At 35.4% G+C, this 16,200-nt stretch carries 15 protein-coding genes; 8 read left to right on the plus strand and 7 right to left on the minus strand.

Going from position 1 to position 16,200, the window contains the following annotated elements:
• The 4 genes from amaP to LDM92_RS04990 all read right to left on the minus strand — a co-directional run bounded on the left by amaP (position 1) and on the right by LDM92_RS04990 (position 5,230).
• Positions 1–555 (minus strand): alkaline shock response membrane anchor protein AmaP, encoded by a 555-nt coding sequence (amaP, locus tag LDM92_RS04975; RefSeq protein ID WP_223902290.1) that lies wholly within the window; start codon positions 553–555, stop codon positions 1–3.
• Positions 556–712: 157 nt separating this feature from the next.
• Positions 713–1,438 (minus strand): glucosamine-6-phosphate deaminase, encoded by a 726-nt coding sequence (locus LDM92_RS04980; protein WP_223902291.1) that lies wholly within the window; start codon positions 1,436–1,438, stop codon positions 713–715.
• Between the two features lie 157 nt (positions 1,439–1,595).
• Complete coding sequence (locus LDM92_RS04985; RefSeq protein ID WP_223902292.1) at positions 1,596–3,941, minus strand: ABC transporter ATP-binding protein/permease; 2,346 nt, start codon at positions 3,939–3,941, stop codon at positions 1,596–1,598.
• A gap of 197 nt (positions 3,942–4,138) precedes the next feature.
• The gene (locus LDM92_RS04990) at positions 4,139–5,230 is read right to left on the minus strand and encodes a YdcF family protein (protein WP_373868646.1); all 1,092 of its coding nucleotides are present in this window, start codon (positions 5,228–5,230) and stop codon (positions 4,139–4,141) included.
• A gap of 230 nt (positions 5,231–5,460) precedes the next feature.
• Between LDM92_RS04990 and LDM92_RS04995 the strand changes: the two genes are divergently transcribed.
• A complete protein-coding gene (locus LDM92_RS04995) occupies positions 5,461–6,138 on the plus strand; it encodes a CPBP family intramembrane glutamic endopeptidase (RefSeq protein WP_223902294.1) in 678 nt (225 codons plus the stop codon).
• Positions 6,139–6,208: 70 nt separating this feature from the next.
• Here the strand turns inward: LDM92_RS04995 and LDM92_RS05000 are convergent, their stop codons facing one another.
• The 3 genes from LDM92_RS05000 to cbpB form a co-directional block, all read right to left on the minus strand.
• Positions 6,209–8,077, minus strand: a complete 1,869-nt coding sequence (locus LDM92_RS05000) for a heavy metal translocating P-type ATPase (protein ID WP_223902295.1) — start codon at positions 8,075–8,077, stop codon at positions 6,209–6,211.
• 183 nt (positions 8,078–8,260) lie between these two features.
• On the minus strand, positions 8,261–8,833 hold the full coding sequence (locus LDM92_RS05005; RefSeq protein WP_223902296.1) for a hypothetical protein: 573 nt from the start codon (positions 8,831–8,833) through the stop codon (positions 8,261–8,263).
• Between the two features lie 283 nt (positions 8,834–9,116).
• Complete coding sequence (gene cbpB, locus LDM92_RS05010) at positions 9,117–9,602, minus strand: cyclic-di-AMP-binding protein CbpB (RefSeq protein ID WP_223902398.1); 486 nt, start codon at positions 9,600–9,602, stop codon at positions 9,117–9,119.
• A 560-nt stretch (positions 9,603–10,162) separates the two neighbouring features.
• Here cbpB and LDM92_RS05015 point away from each other — a divergent pair.
• From LDM92_RS05015 to LDM92_RS05045, 7 genes are all read left to right on the plus strand, one after another.
• Positions 10,163–10,480, plus strand: a complete 318-nt coding sequence (locus LDM92_RS05015) for a hypothetical protein (RefSeq protein ID WP_223902297.1) — start codon at positions 10,163–10,165, stop codon at positions 10,478–10,480.
• Positions 10,481–10,594: 114 nt separating this feature from the next.
• Positions 10,595–10,747, plus strand: coding sequence for a teichoic acid D-Ala incorporation-associated protein DltX (locus LDM92_RS05020; protein ID WP_223902298.1), 153 nt, complete (start codon positions 10,595–10,597; stop codon positions 10,745–10,747).
• A gap of 15 nt (positions 10,748–10,762) precedes the next feature.
• Positions 10,763–12,277, plus strand: coding sequence for a D-alanine--poly(phosphoribitol) ligase subunit DltA (gene dltA / locus LDM92_RS05025; protein ID WP_223902299.1), 1,515 nt, complete (start codon positions 10,763–10,765; stop codon positions 12,275–12,277).
• Complete coding sequence (gene dltB, locus LDM92_RS05030; RefSeq protein ID WP_223902300.1) at positions 12,277–13,521, plus strand: D-alanyl-lipoteichoic acid biosynthesis protein DltB; 1,245 nt, start codon at positions 12,277–12,279, stop codon at positions 13,519–13,521. Before dltA ends, dltB begins: the two co-directional genes overlap by 1 nt.
• A 28-nt stretch (positions 13,522–13,549) precedes the next feature.
• Positions 13,550–13,789, plus strand: coding sequence for a D-alanine--poly(phosphoribitol) ligase subunit DltC (dltC, locus tag LDM92_RS05035; RefSeq protein ID WP_038524744.1), 240 nt, complete (start codon positions 13,550–13,552; stop codon positions 13,787–13,789).
• Positions 13,782–15,089: a D-alanyl-lipoteichoic acid biosynthesis protein DltD gene (gene dltD / locus LDM92_RS05040; RefSeq protein WP_223902301.1), complete on the plus strand. Its 1,308-nt coding sequence runs from the start codon at positions 13,782–13,784 to the stop codon at positions 15,087–15,089. Before dltC ends, dltD begins: the two co-directional genes overlap by 8 nt.
• A complete protein-coding gene (locus LDM92_RS05045; RefSeq protein WP_223902302.1) occupies positions 15,089–16,063 on the plus strand; it encodes a serine hydrolase domain-containing protein in 975 nt (324 codons plus the stop codon). Before dltD ends, LDM92_RS05045 begins: the two co-directional genes overlap by 1 nt.
• Positions 16,064–16,200 lie beyond the last annotated feature (137 nt).

A 16,200-nucleotide genomic window follows, 5' to 3' on the forward strand; every position in this document is an offset into this window, starting at 1 on the left:
TTATTGAACGCGCTTTTCAGGTTTATCACCCTTGTGATAATTGATAAACTTGATTTTAATTTTTGGTTTTTGCTCAATTCCTAGCAATTGCTTCAGCTTCTTTTTTAATTCTTCAAGATAATCGTCAAGTAGGGCGGCAATGTTTTCACTTGGACCCAAGTCACCGCCAATTTTAATTTTAATTCGGCGTCCTGTTAACTTGGAACTGACTTTTGCATTATTTAAGTAAGGCAAGTCAACAAGTGAATTCATTACATAACTATTAATGGCTTTTGAAGTGACCTTAACTTGACCATCACGTTTATGAATTAAATTAAAGTTTCTCTGGACTGGCCAAAATAGGATGACAATTAAACTAACAATTAGTATTATAAAAACAATTATACTAATACCAATTAAATACCAGGCAAATATCGGGTTAAGAGTACCTAAATGCGGTATTTTAATCTTTAAATATTTTTGCCAAAAACTACTGGTTTCCCATATTAAGTAACAAGGCACAGGTAATAGTAATAACATGCCTAATACCAATAGCCATTTTTTACTTCTCTTCAACTTATCACCATCCTCTCATGGTTCATCTTAATAATAATACTGATTATTTTAACAGACTAATAATATGCACCGTATGTATACAATAATAGTTTGTAAAACTGCACGCAAAAAGAGCGGTGTTTTAATGCACCGCCCTTTTTAAATTAATATCAGTTAATTAATCGTTGTAATTTGTGCTTAACTTGCTTGCTGCAGCTTGATCAACAATCAGGGTAACATTTTTATGCTTTTGCAAGATTGAAGCTGGGACTTCTTCAGTTACTGGCCCTTCAACCATCCTTTGGACAGCATCAGCTTTATTATCACCAAAGGCCATAATCACAATTTCTTTGGCGGACATGATATTTGCAATACCCATGCAAATTGCTGATTTAGGTACTTCGTCAATATTATTGAAGAAACGAGAATTGGCTTTAATAGTATTCTCTGTTAATTGTACTTCATGAGTAACAGAATCAAATGGTGTACCAGGTTCGTTAAATGCAATGTGGCCATTTTGACCTAAGCCTAATAGCTGAATATCAATTGGATTTTCAGCGATAATTTTATTATAGTCAGCAGCAGTTCCTTCTGGATCTTTGATGGCTCTAATACCATCAGGAACATATGAATGTTTGAATGGCTTTTTATCAAACAGATTCTTTTGCATAAAATAGTGATAACTTTGATCATTATCAGGAGTTAAACCTACATATTCATCAAGGTTAATACTAATTAAATCGCTGTTATCTAGATTACTCTCGGTCCATTCTTGGTAAAGATTTACAGGAGTGGAACCAGTTGCTAAACCAATTACTTTGCTGCCACTGTTAATACTATTCTTAAATATTTCAAAACCTTTTTTACTACCGCTATTCTTGTCACTTGAGATAATAACTTTCATTTTATTTGCCCCTCCATAGTTGTTATCTCAATTATAAATTGGTATATGCCAATTTGTCAATAAACTTAGTAATAATAGCAGGTATTGTTTTTGGTAAATAAAAAGTTCAACTAATGTTTGTTTCACATGTAACATTAATTGGACTTTTTTTAAAATTTTATTCGCTTCTTAAAGCAATAGCAGCATCCTTTTTAGCAGCCATACGAGCAGGTAAGTGCCCACCCAGCATTGTTAAAACTGTTGAAATAAGGATTAGTATTAAAGCATGTATTGGATTAAGTTGGGCAACATTAGCTAAATCTGTGATGGAGTAAAGAATACTGTTAATAGGGAAGACTAGCAGCCAGGCAACTACTACTCCCAAAATTCCGGAAAAGACACCTAGAATGAATGTTTCAGCATCAAACACTCTGGTAATATCTTTCTTACGAGCACCCAAAGCCTTTAAAATACCAATTTCTTTTGTTCTTTCAAGAACGGAAGTGTAAGTTAAAATGCCGATCATGATCATTGAAGTTACTAACGAAATAGCAGCAAATGCAACTAATACGGTAGTAATCCCGTTAAGTAAACCACCAGTCATTGAAGTAACGGCACTTGACATGTCAGTATAAATAATTTTATTCTTTCTTTTTTTACCACGATTCCATTTATCTAAATAATCAAGCACTTTATCTTTAGCATCAAAATCGTTGGGATAAATCATTATGCTCGTTGGAATGGTTGAACCACCAATTGATTGCAGCATCTGTTTCTTTTCTCGAGCATTCATATCTTGTCCGGTCATTACATTTTGTTTTGCCTTCTTCTGGGCTCGTACTATTTCTGATTTTTTATTTTTCTTGATAATGTTTTGAGTTAGCTGATCGCTGTAAGCAATTCCTGAAGACAGGAGTGCCATAGAATTCTCATCTTTTGGTCTAATGACACCTACAATTTGCATTTGGGTTTTGCTATTGTCATACATAGAATTACTAATTTTTTGCGGAATAAACATTCCTGTTGGCAATTTTTGGTAATAGTCATCGTTGTCGACAACTTTAAATTTCTTCCCAACAAATTTTTGATAATTTAACTTCTCACCTGCCTTAGCCTTCAAACCTAAGTTTTTAATAATATTAATGTTTAATTTGTTTTCGTTATCTGTAACTAAAACCAAATCTGTAGCCTTATGCGGCCATGCACCAGACAAAAGTTGATAATTTTCTTTAAGGAAATTGCTTTTACTGGAATTAAGTGTAGTAGGAAACACTGATGAGCCTAAGCCAGTGGCACTAATTGCTTGCATTCGCATTTGTGCAGCTGCCTGAGAGCTGTCTGAATTAGCTGCAATAGGAGAAAATTGGACACGCTTAATTTTATTTTTGCTGCGAGTGAGCAAATTCAGGTTAATCCCACGCTGATAGGAAATATTGTTAGCATAATTGGGATTTATTTTTTTGACGTAATTAACGTATTCTTGATTAATCTTATTTTGATGAGTTGATTCCTGCATCTTATCTTTTTCAACGGTTAAATAGCCCCGGTTTTTAACATTCTTTTCAGATTCATTCCGGTCTGCAACACTGCTGGCATCAGTAGCGGTTTGATTGATGGTTACGGGATATTTAGCCAGTGCTTTACTCATAGTCGTATCAATTTGCTTTTGAAAGCCATTGGATAATGCTAAGACGACAGCAATAGAAATAATACCGATACTTGAAGCAAAAGCAGTTAAAGTTGTTCTGCCTTTTTTAGTCATAATATTGGTAAAGCTTAATTTAATAGCATTCCAATATGACATTTTAGTACGCTTTAATTTAAAGGTATCTTTTTCTTCTTCAGGAATAAAAGGATTGGAATCATTTAAAATTTTTCCATCCTGAAAGTTAACTATTCGGGTAGCATATTCCTGAGCTAGTTTCGAATTGTGCGTAACCATAACTACCAAGCGGTCTTTTGACAGCTCTTTAATTAACTTCATAATCTGCTCAGAGGTTTCAGTATCAAGGGCGCCAGTGGGTTCGTCACATAGCAAAATATCGGGATTATTAGCTAAAGCGCGAGCAATAGCTACACGTTGCATTTGACCACCGGATAATTGGTTCGGATTTTTAGAAATATGTTCTTTCAAACCGACTTGAGTTAAAGCATCCATTGCTCTTTTGTGTCGTTCTGAGGCAGAAACTCCGGATAAATTCATTCCTAATTCAACATTGGCAATAATTGACAAGTGTGAGATTAAGTTATAATTTTGAAAAACAAAGCCGACAGAATTATTTCGGTATGCATCCCAATCAGTTTCCTTAAAATTCTTAGTAGATTTACCATTAATAATGAGATCACCACTATCATAGCGATCAAGTCCACCGACAACATTTAATAACGTGGTTTTACCGGAACCACTGGGACCTAAAATTGCAACAAATTCTTGGTTACGAAATGATATAGAAACATCATCAAGTGCATGAGTAACCGTATCACCGACATGGTATGATTTGCGTAAATCTTTTAATTGTAGCATGTCTGTTTCTCTTTCTTTTAATAATTAATTAATAACAGATAGTTTATCATTTATATGTTACTAAATCTAAGTTAATTTTTACAATAACCGTTAAATATGTAATTAAATGGAATCATGCTATTTTAAATCAGCTAATATAATTATAAAAACAACGTTATTAAAAGTATTAAACGTTAAAATAGCAAAATTTTATTTAGTTAACTAATAATACCAGTTAAATCAAATAATGCATACACCAAGAAAAAGATAATAAGTAATAAGATTGCGATGATATGACGTTTTTTATTTAGAATTAAAACTGCAGCAAATTCACGCACAATTGCGTTAGGCAGAAAGTAAAGACGAGTATAGCATCCTACACCATTTGCATTTAGACCAGCTGCTTTCGCGTAGAGAGAAGCTCTAAAAATATGGTAATTATTACTAAAAAATTTTGCCTTATAATTTTTACCGCCGAAATCTTTTGTAGCTACTTCGGCTGAAAACTTCATATTTTGGTAGGTATTTTTGGAATTATCCTCTAATAAAATATCTTTTGGCTCTATCCCACGAGCTATTGCATATTCGGTCATTGCTTGAGCTTCTGAAACTTTTTCATCTTTTCCTTTACCACCCGACATAATTAATTTGGGCATTTTCCGTCCCTTAGTAACTTGCTTTTGAGCATATTGAATAGCACGATTAATACGACCGGCTAATAGTGGGGTGACTTGTTCACCGTGAGCCAGTCCTGCTCCTAAAACAATTAAATAGTCCTGGTTATATTGTCTAGGAACAATTTGATAAAAAGTTAAATTTACTAAAAAGTTGTACGCTACAAAAAGAAGGTAATCCAAGATAGCTGTTGGGGCATATAACAGAATCCTAACCCAAGAAGGTAAATTTCTAAAAGGCCCAACCAGTGCAACTAACCAAACAACAATTATGCCAATACCAATAAATAGAGTTAATAAATTTGATAGAGTATGACTTTCACGTTTCCAAACTATATAAGCATTCCATAGAAAAAATAGCCAGGAAAAAGCTGCTAATAATGTAATTGTTGCCACGAATAGCACTATCAGGATTTCGTATGTCAGAATGAGAGGTCTCAAACTGGTAGCTAAGATCATCACAGTCAGCCAAATGCCGAATGTTAACAAAAAAATAGTAAAAAGAATGCCGTTAAGCAATCTTCTAGGTTCTTTTAGCCAAGAAATTAAGAAAACTGCAAAAGTTGCAAGCATAATAAGTGAAAGAATTATAAATGAACGGTTTTGGTTTAATATTTCAAAAAATCTAATCATAATATCCTACCTTAGGTTTAAAGCTAAGTCTATTATAATAAAGATGAATAAAAAGTCATAGTAAATTAAAATATGATAGAATAATAAAGTTATTTCCCGGGAAATAGCTGAACAGCATAAGTGAAATATTTGAACTTTAATAGCGAAATCAGATCTGTTCCAGGTTAAGACGATATTTTGTACAAAAACTAATCAAAGTTGCTTTTACTTATAGTTTGAAAAGGGTGGCATGAATGAAGAAATTTTTCTATTTTTGGGGGAATGTAATTACAATAGTAGTCTCTTTTATAATTTATAGCGTAGTGCAACAGTTTTATTTTTATCCTTACAGGTTAAGTAAAGAACTGCATTTAGAAAATGTTCCCTTTACACTTCTAACTGCGCTAATTACGATAATAGCCTTATCAATAGTGCTTTATTTATATAATCTGCAGTTGCGACATAATAACGAGCGTAATTATAATAGTAGACCGCACTGGCATCTTAAGAAGATATTGCTTTCCCTTTTAGGCGTAATAATGTTGATTATAGTCAGTGCAACCATACAACTGGCACTGGGCTTTAATTCGGAGCAGACTTCAACTAATCAGAATCTTTTAGATCAATTTTCTCACCAAGCAGGAAATTTTTTTCCAGTAATGGTGATATTTATAGGTCCAATATTTGAAGAATATATTTTTCGCGGATTATTCCTTAACACTTTCTTTTATAAAAATACTAATTTAAATAAATGGTTAGGTATTCTTTTTAGTGGACTTATGTTTGGATATGTTCATGATCCTGGATTTACGAAATATATATTGGTTTATTGGGCATTAGGTTGTGTATTAGCCTGGGTCTACACAACTACCAAGGATTTGCGTTATTCAATTATATCCCATATGCTTTTTAATGCATTAGGATTCATATAAAAAACCTGATAAACTACGTTGCTAATCAAACGTCAATTTATCAGGCCTTTATAGATTTTAACAATTTGGCTTATTTTGCAGGACTAATTCCCGTTTGCTGCGGATTTTTAGGAGTAGTTTTTGCTAAAAGGGCTAGGCTAATCGAAATCATATCAACAACTTCTTGCAAAATGGCACCCCAAAATGCAGGGATAATACCAGTAAATGCAATTAGCTCGATGATAACTACGATTGTAATAGCAGTTAGCACATCAATATTGGCAACTTTCATAGTATGTTTAGAAATTGCTACAGCATCATTAATTTTGGACAAGTCGTTTACCATGATAATGGCATCTGCACTTTCACTGGCAGCAGAGGCACCTTTGGCTCCCATAGCAATACCAACATCAGCAGCTGATAAACTAGGAGCGTCATTAATGCCGTCACCAGTCATGACTACGGGTCGCTTTTCTTGAGGTACATTTTTAATAGCGGCTATCTTCTCAGCCGGTAATAAACCGTAACGAATATCGTTGACACCAACAGATGCTCCAATTTTATCAGCTACATCTTTGTGGTCACCAGTCAACATCATAATGTGTGCGCCACTTTGACGTTTCAAGCGTGCAATTGTCTCAGCACTTTCAGGACGAACTTGATCTTTAAATGTAATATAACCGGCATACTTATCGTCAATTGAAATATAAACTGCTGTAGCATTAACTGTTGCAGCTTTTTCTTGCGGTTTAACATAGTCTAACTTACCTACTTTGACTAGGTGTCCTTCGACTGTACCGCTAATTCCTTGGCCAGTTGATTCTTTGATATTTGTTGCCGGTTTTAAAAGATTTTTATCAGCTACATTGACTAGTGAATTGGCAATAATATGGCTTGACTGTTGCTCAACGCTGGTAGCATAACTTTGCATGGTTGCTGGACTATAACTGCTGTCTCTGGCAGGTACAATTTCATCAATTACCAGCTGATTTTCTGTTAGAGTACCAGTTTTATCAAAAGCAAAAGTTTTTGCTGTAGCCAGTTTTTCTAAAGTAGGCCCGGACTTAACTATAATATGATGTTTAGACATGGAACTCATGCCGGATACCAGTGCAACAGGCGCTGCAATTAACAATGGACAAGGTGAAGCCACAACCATAACTTCTGCAAAGTTGACTGGGTTACCGGAGTGAATCCAGGCAGCAATACCTATCACCAAGGAAATAATGGTAAAAGGTACAGCGTAACGGTCAGCCATTTTGACAAACTTAGCCGGTTTTGCCTGCGATGATTCAACTAGTGAAACGATTGTCTGGTATTCAGAGTCACTCGCTTTTTTAGTGACAGCCATTTCTACTGCTACGCTGCCATTAATTGAGCCGGACATTAATTCATCTCCTGCTTTTTTGGTAACTGGAACAGATTCTCCAGTTAATGATGACTGGTCAAAACTTGATTCACCACTAACTACTTTGCCATCAACTGGAACTTGTTCTCCAGGTTTAATTAACACGTGATCACCAATTTTTAGTTGTTCAACGTCAACAGAAACGAGCTCATTGTTCACAATTTTGTTGGCGATAGTTGGGGAATTGCTTAAAAGAGAGCGTAACTCTTTATCTGCTTGTCCAGTGGCATAGTCCTCTAATGTTTGACCGCCAGTCATCATAACCAAGATCATCCATTCAGCCCAAATATCACCAATCAGTATAGTAGAAACGACTGCAATAACAGCTAAAATATCAACACCATAGCGTCCGGATTTAAAATCACTGGCAATTTCGGCAAGTAAGGAAATGGCCATCATGATGCCCACAATGTCGATTAACACTGCTTGAATAGGAAATTGTAAGTTTCCTATTTGAAAAAGACTTTTGGTCTTTAAGCCGAATTGGCAAAAAAGCCCTACTATCCCAATTGCTAATACAAGAATAAATTTCCATTGGCGTTTAAAACTCATTAATAGCTGCCTCCCGTAAATTAAACTAATTATTATGTTTTCTATTTTAACACTAAATACTTAATTTTATTTAGAATAGGTCTAAATTAGATGTAAAATAATATAAAAAAAGAAGGCAATTTTGATGTGAACCCTAAAATTAGGACAACTTTGGGGATCAGATCATTTTTTACCTTCTTTTACTTAGTGATCTTTTAGTTTAATAATCTTGTTGAACTGAGGTTCAGTTTTTACCGGCTTAGGTTTAGGCATGAATTTAGATTTTTTGAAATTGGGAGTCTCATTTTCATCCTTGGAGGGTAGAACGTGAAAAATTTTAGTCCGTCCTAAAGAATCTATTATGTCCGTAGAAGACATTGTAATAAAGTTGTCATTGTCACCATGATCATCGGTTTCAACAAAATAATGGTTAATTTTTGCAATTCCTTTTTCCGAAAAATGTTCTTCATGAGCCAGGTCAAGAAGCAGGGCATGCAAACGAGTAGCAGATACTAATTCATGTTGCAATATGATAAAGATCCAGGAGAAATTAGAATCCATAGATTTAAAACGCTTAGTAACTTTGTCTTTATAAAACGCATCAATGATTTTAGTGGCTTCTTCCATATTATCTGAGTTTTGTGCCAGTTTCTTTAATTGGGACACTAATTCAGATTTCTCTTCAAGTGAAAGCTCTTGATCATTTGGGTAAGTCCAATTTTTTATAATTGCGCTTATCAAAAATGTCAATTGCGCAGAAATTGTTTTACTTGCCATAATAGTGCTCTTCTTTTCTGATTATTTAAGGAATATCCATTGATTTTCGTTAACTAATTCAGCAAAGCGTTATTTAATTTTAAAAGTAAAATGATTAAAATTAATAAATATGTATATATCAAAAAATAAATATTAAATTGAAATCGAATTTTAACATTGTATTAACCAAATAGCTGGATTACCAAATAAAAGTACTGGTGTTTCCCTATCAATGATTATTATAGCTTAATTTGTAATAAAGTACACTAAAAAGGAATAAACAAAAATAAATTTTCAGTATATTTTATAATAGCTTATCTTTAGTAATTGGGATCACTTTATATTCTTTCTCAAAATTATGAGAAATGTAATTAAAAGCTTTAATCCATTCACGTCTGGTTAAAAGTCCTTGAAAAACACCATAGTCATCAACTACGGGCAAAAAAGCATTGTCAACTAACAAATGAAGTTGGGTTTCCAAGGTGGTCTGAACAAAGTTGATTTTGTCGAATTTGGTTTGCATCACATCTCGCACTAACAATTTGTTTAAGGGTTCGAGTGAAATGTTATCTGTTTCCATCATTTTATCTGTAATCATTGCTAAACTTAATAGACCAACAACGCGATTTTGCCGGTCAAGGACTGGAATTTTTGAATATTTAACCCGAGTTAAAATCATAAAAGCATGGTATAAAGGATTGTCGTCTTCAACAAAGGCGATCCGGGAAGCAGGAATAATGAATGAACCTGATTTTTCTTCCAGTAAGTGTTTAATTGCGGGTGAGAACATTAGATATAAACCTTTCATAGAGTAATAAGTAGCTAAATTTATACTATAACAAAGAAAAAAGGCCCGCAAGTTGTGCGAGCCTGTTAGTTTTCATCTACTTTGAAGGAGTAAGAATGAATGAAATAAAAAAGTGGGAGTATGTAGTAAGCTTGCTATTTGCTTACTACATTTAAAATGATATCTCTAAAATATGAAGTTAAAGTAGAAAAACTCTTATAAAAGAGTAAAGAATTCCTTTAGAACTGTTTAAGAGCATAGAAAAACTCACGTAACGCACGTGAGTCGAAAGGGATAGATATGAAAATGACCTGTAAAGTCATTTCGGTTTTTTCATTATTATACTTGGAGGAGTATGAATGAAAAACAAAAAGTTGAGTGTGATATAAGAAAAATGTATATCTTTCCTATATCACAATTATAGTATAAATAAAAAATGTGAAAAAAGTATGACGAAAATCTCAAAATGCAAATTTTGAGTGACTACAAAATTGTTTGTTACAAAACTCCTTGTTATAATTAGTTTTACTTTATTTAAAAGAATCGAAATTTTAAGGAGAAAAATGGAAAAACAAGATTATCGTAAAAAGATCGTTTTTTGGCTGCGTTTTTCCGGTTGGCTTTGCCTGCTGCCGGCATCTGCTTGGCTTTGGCTATACCAGTCCTATAGTCAAAGTGCTTTAGGATACATGCTTTTAGGGGAACTCGTTTTTACAGTCTTATTTGCTGTTTATATCTTGTCAACCGCCCAAAGTGAACGCTGGCTAAAACCGACAAACATTTTTATCTTATTAATAATCACTGTGCTTTTTGGCTCATTTATAATTCTAATTCCGCTTTGTTTTGCTTATAACGATTGTCGTAAGCTGAATAACGGATAATAAGGAAAAATATTTAAATTTGGTAAAAGTTTAAGAGGATTTTTTTAGTTGCAAATCTTTAGTAGTACTATATTCGATAGTACATTTTATTAATATTGAGAAAGATATGAAATTATGGCTAAAAAAGGAAAAACCGATTCACGTGCTAAACGTGTTGGTAAGTTTGTTTTGACGACAATTATCTATTGCGTCATTTTAATGGTACTGATTTATTTGTATCAATATAGTGGGTTAACATCTGTTCACTTTATCTACAATGAATTTTAAAGCTGGTACAATAATATGGTTGAAAATATAATTAAAAAAATTGATGAAGTTGCTCAAGCAGAGCCAGAACGCGTTGCATATGATTATTTGGGCAAAACTAATACATATGGTGATTTAAAAAAGCGCTCAGATGAATGGGCTCATAAGATTGTAAGTTTAAATCTTTCTCCTCAGAGTCCAGTGATGATTTGGGGCGGGCAGGATTTTGAAATGATCGCTAGTTTTCTTGGCTGTGTAAAGTCTGGACATGCATATATTCCTATTGCCAGCTATTCAAATGCTGAAAGAATAGTTATGATTCAGGAAGTTTCTCATGCTGAAGCAATTTTAGCAATTGATGAATTGCCTGAAATTGATTTACCACCTATTAAAGTAGTGCATCCTGGCGATGTAGAAAGAGGAGATTTTGAACCTGATCCTGCCAGCTTCGTTCAAGGTGACGACAATTTTTATGTCATTTTTACTTCAGGCACAAGTGGCAAACCTAAAGGCGTGCAAATTAGTCATAATAACCTGCTCAGTTTCGTCAATTGGGAAATGGTGGACTTTGATCTGCCGGAACATCCTTCATTTTTATCCCAAGCACCATACTCATTTGACCTCTCAGTCATGAGTCTTTATCCTGCTTTAGTCGGGGCAGGTAAATTGGTGGCTTTGCCACATGAAGTTACGCAAAACTTTGCTCAACTATTTCAGACTTTGCCTAAGCTACAATTTAATGTCTGGGTCTCAACGCCGTCATTTGCGCAGATGTGTTTTTTAGATAAAACTTTTACTGCTGCGAATCATCCAGATTTAACTCACTTTATGTTTTGCGGTGAAGAATTGCCACATAGCGAAGTGGTAACGTTAAAAAAGAAATTCCCTCAGGCGCATATTTTTAACACCTATGGTCCGACTGAAACTACAGTCGCAGTCACTCAGGTAGAAATTACTGATGCTGTTTTAAAGAAATATGATCGTCTCCCAATTGGCAAGGTTAAGGCAGATACCAAAATTATTATTGATAAATCCAAAGGTGACCAGCCTGATGAAGGCGAAATTATTATTTCTGGACCAAGTACTTCTAAGGGCTATATGAATAACCCTGAAAAAACAGCTAAAGCATTCTTTAAAAATCCGGGTGACCAATATATGAGTCACCGTTCAGGTGATGAAGGATTCTTTGACCAAGATATGCTCTTTTACCGCGGCAGAATTGATTTTCAGATCAAGTTTAATGGCTATCGTATTGAACTGGAAGAAATTAACCACTATATTGGTATGAATAAGTTGGTTGATCACGGCGTAGCTGCACCAAAATATAATCAGGATCATACAGTTAAGCAAATTGTTGCCGAAATTAAACTCAAAGATGGGGTAAAAGAGCAATATTCTGAAGCAGAGATTACTAAGATGATCAGAGCAGATTTAGCTAAAGAACTGATGCCATATATGATTCCACAGCGCTATGTTTACCGTGAAACGTTGCCGGTCTCGCAAAATGGTAAGGTTGATATTAAGGCCGTCATTAAGGAGGTCAACGAGTAGTGAACACTAATTTCATTAACTTGCAGCCTTATTCCAATCCGCATTATTTCGTCTATTTGATGATTGGTCTAATACCCATTATCATTGGACTGTATTGGGGTCACCGCTTAAAAATCTATGAGCTTGTATTCTCATTAATTTTCTTGTTTCTCATTTTTGATGGTGAAAAGTGGCAACAGGGCGTTAGTTTAATCATCTATATTTTGTTTCAGTTGCTGGTCACTTATGGCTATCTTTATTATCGCCGTCGTAAGAACAGTCCAAATAGAACCTGGGTTTTCTACTTAGCTGTAATTTTGGCAATTGTGCCCCTGGTTTTGGTTAAAGTACAGACTGCTTTTCCGCAAGCTAAAATTCCTGGAGTTTTGGCTTTTCTGGGGATTTCTTATCTGACCTTTAAAACAGTTCAGGTCGTGATGGAGGTCCGCGATGGCGCTATTAAAGAACTTAACTTGGGAACCTATCTTCGTTTTCTCCTGTTCTTTCCGACCATTTCTTCGGGACCGATCGATCGTTACCGCAGATTTGCCAAAGAATGCGACACGGTGCCAAAGCGTGATCAATATCTAAACGATTTAGAGCTGGCAACACGTTATTTGTTTCAAGGCTTCTTATATAAATTTGTTCTGGGCTGGTTCTTTGGTACCTATTGGCTGCCACGAATTACCCGAGCAGCAATGATAACAGGTACAGCTGTGGGCGGCTTAAAACTATCCTGGTGGGTAGTAGCCTACATGTACTGCTACAGCATGTATTTGTTCTTTGACTTTGCCGGCTATTCTTTATTTGCCGTGTCAATTTCCTATTTTATGGGCATTCACACTCCAATGAACTTTAACAAGCCGTTTATTTCGCAAAACATCAAAGAATTCTGGAACCGTTGGCATATGACTTTGTCTTTCTGGTTTCGGGACTACATCTACATGCGTTTTACCTTCTTTGCAATGAAGAAAAAGCTGTTCAAAAACCCAGTCAGGCTGTCGCAGGCAGCATACCTGCTCTTGTTCTTGGTGATGGGTTTCTGGCATGGACTGACCTGGTATTATATTGTTTATGGTTTGTTCCATGCTTTTGCCATCATCATCAATGATTGCTGGCTGCGGTTTAAAAAGAAGCACAAAGATAAGCTGCCATCAAATAAATATACGAAATGGCTGGCAATTTTTGTCACTTTTAATGTAGTTTGTTTTAGTTTCCTGATTTTTTCAGGTTTTCTCAGTCAGTTATGGTTTGGCTGGCAATAGGCAATAATTTTATTTAAGGAGTTTTAACATGGATACCAAAAAAGAAGTTTTAGCAATTTTACAAGATTTAACTGGTGAAGATTTAACAGACAGAATGGATGAAAATATTTTTGCCAACGGTTTAATGGATTCAATGGCCAGTGTGCAAATGTTGTTAAATTTGCAGGAAAAATTCCAAATTGATGTACCTGTTTCTGAATTTGACAGAAATGAATGGGATACGCCCAATAAAATTGTGGCAAAGGTGGAAAATTTAGAAAATGAATAACAAACGCCGGCTGTGGCAGATATTCGGCCCAGTGCTCTGCGCTGCAGTCTTGTTACTGGTCATCTTTCTAATGCCATGGGAGCGGACTTTTTCTAAGGATGCCATCTATCAGGCGGCTAATTCGCAAACTAATACTATTTTTAAGGGCTCTTTAATGAAACAGGATGCGTTTAAGGATGGTTATGTGCCTTTTTATGGGTCAAGTGAATTGTCACGGCTTGATCCATTGCATCCCAGTGTAATTGCGCAAAAGTATCACCGCAATTACCGGCCATTTTTATTAGGCGGGCCAGGCAGTCAGTCCTTAGCGCATTTTTTGGAAATGCAGGGGACTGCTAAGCAGCTCAAAGGCAAAAAGGCCGTGGTGATCGTTTCACCGCAGTGGTTTACCAAGAAGGGGCAAAATCCCGATGCCTTCGCACTATATTATTCACCGCTGCAAGCCTGCAATTTTCTCTTAGGAATTAAAAAAGATACTGTAACTAACCGCTATGCAGCCAAGCGCTTTTTGCAGATGCCAGAAGTGAAGGGCGTTATCAAATTAGGTATGAAAAGAATTGCCCGGGGGCAAAAATTAACTGGGTTTCAGCGTTTTTACTTAGAAAATCAGCGGCGCATGCTTAACAATGAAGATAAATTCTTCAGCACTTTCCAATTGCGCGATCGCATTAAAAAGATTAACAAACAGGCCAAGTTATTGCCGAATACGTATTCAGTCAAGGCTTTAGACGAAGTAGCAAGTCAGCAGGCTGCACTTAACACCAATTCTAATAATTTTGGTATTAACAATCGCTTTTACAAAAGGCGTTTGAATAAACGTTTATTAGCCAAATTAAAACATAGTCAGCGCCATTTTAATTACACCAAATCGGTAGAATATAGTGATTTTGAATTGATGTTGCACCAGTTTGCCAAGCAGCATACCAATGTGCTGTTCATTATCCCGCCGATTAATGAAAAATGGTCTAATTACACGGGCTTATCACAGGAAATGTACCAAAAGGCCGTATCCAAGATTAAGTACCAATTGGCTAGTCAAGGTTTTGATAACGTTACCGATTTATCCAAACGCGGTGGTGAAAAGTATTTCATGGAAGATACTATTCACCTGGGCTGGCGCGGCTGGGTAGCTGTTGACCAGGCAGTAAAACCATTCATTGCGCAAAGTGATCTGCCATGTAATTATAATATTCATAACTATTTTTACAGCAGAAAGTGGCAAAAAAAGCCATATCAGATTAGTTTGACAGATGAAAATCCGGTAAATGACAATTCAAAAGAATCTTTAAAAGGAAAATAGTGCGCCAGCAAGTTGATGCCCTAGGAATTAAGGGCTCAATCCTAGTCATTAAAAATGGCAAAATACTGCTTAACTATGCTTTAGGCAATAATACTGACACTAGTTATTTAATCAATTCTGTGCAGAAATCTATGACGGCCGCAATCATTATGCGGCTCGTGCAGGAAGGCAAGTTAAGCCTGCAGGATAAATTAAGTGAATTTTATCCGCAAATTTCTGGAGCACAAAAAGTCAAAATTAAAAATCTCTTAGCCATGACGGCAGGACTGGACCTCAAACCGGGAACAAAGTTAGGGCGCAAGCATTTTGTTTCTGACTCTGATAATATTCAACATGACGCTGCTAAAACCATTTTTGAACCTAATTTATTAAATAAGTGGCATTATAGTTCATTGAATTATGTTTACCTGTGTGGCATTATGAGTAAAATAACTGGTCATAGTTATGAACAGTTATTTCGCAATACATACATCAAGCCCTTAAAGCTGAAACAAACAGAATTCTTGTGGTCAAAGCCAGGCAAAATTATTTCCAGTCATTTAGTACCTGGAATGATTTACCGCAAAGGCCGCTATGACGTGGTTAAGCATAAGGTTGCATTAAGAGGAGCTCGTAATGAATTAGGAGCTGGTTCAGTAGTGATGTCCAATCATGACCTAGCAAAAGTAATACGATACCTGCTTTCTGGCAGTTTGTTAACCCAAAAGAGTCGTAAATTGCTTTACCAGTCTGGGCCACCGGCTTATTATAATGGCGGTTTTTATAATAATATAAAATTAAAAACTAAAACTGCTAATGGTGCAGGAGAGGGCTATTATACTTTCATGCGCAGTACTAATAATGCCAAAACGATAGTGATTATACAGTCTAATAAAACACGTGAAGGTGAATTTAACCAGTTGAAAAGTCAAATTAATCAAATCATGCTCGAACTGCTTGGCCGTAAGGCTGACAGTGCAAATATAATTGGTTGAAACTTGTTTTTTGGTTAATTGCATGCTAAAATTCTGTTGTGTCACCATAGGGAAGTAGTCATTTTCTCCGGTAGCGAAAATGTAAGTTTCTATAATGTGGTCAGTAATGGTGGCACAAACACTGTGTGAGCTTAGTT

Origin of the sequence: Lactobacillus laiwuensis, from assembly GCF_019972835.1 — a bacterium.
GTDB lineage: Bacteria > Bacillota > Bacilli > Lactobacillales > Lactobacillaceae > Lactobacillus > Lactobacillus laiwuensis.

Coding starts and splice junctions, on each gene's coding strand:
- LDM92_RS04980 (WP_223902291.1), bottom strand. CDS start 1,438: ATGAAAGTTATTATCTCAAGTGACAAGAATAGCGGTAGTAAAAAAGGT.
- LDM92_RS04985 (WP_223902292.1), bottom strand. CDS start 3,941: ATGCTACAATTAAAAGATTTACGCAAATCATACCATGTCGGTGATACG.
- LDM92_RS04995 (WP_223902294.1), top strand. CDS start 5,461: ATGAAGAAATTTTTCTATTTTTGGGGGAATGTAATTACAATAGTAGTC.
- LDM92_RS05000 (WP_223902295.1), bottom strand. CDS start 8,077: ATGAGTTTTAAACGCCAATGGAAATTTATTCTTGTATTAGCAATTGGG.
- LDM92_RS05005 (WP_223902296.1), bottom strand. CDS start 8,833: ATGGCAAGTAAAACAATTTCTGCGCAATTGACATTTTTGATAAGCGCA.
- cbpB (WP_223902398.1), bottom strand. CDS start 9,602: ATGTTCTCACCCGCAATTAAACACTTACTGGAAGAAAAATCAGGTTCA.
- LDM92_RS05015 (WP_223902297.1), top strand. CDS start 10,163: ATGGAAAAACAAGATTATCGTAAAAAGATCGTTTTTTGGCTGCGTTTT.
- LDM92_RS05020 (WP_223902298.1), top strand. CDS start 10,595: ATGGCTAAAAAAGGAAAAACCGATTCACGTGCTAAACGTGTTGGTAAG.
- dltA (WP_223902299.1), top strand. CDS start 10,763: ATGGTTGAAAATATAATTAAAAAAATTGATGAAGTTGCTCAAGCAGAG.
- dltC (WP_038524744.1), top strand. CDS start 13,550: ATGGATACCAAAAAAGAAGTTTTAGCAATTTTACAAGATTTAACTGGT.
- dltD (WP_223902301.1), top strand. CDS start 13,782: ATGAATAACAAACGCCGGCTGTGGCAGATATTCGGCCCAGTGCTCTGC.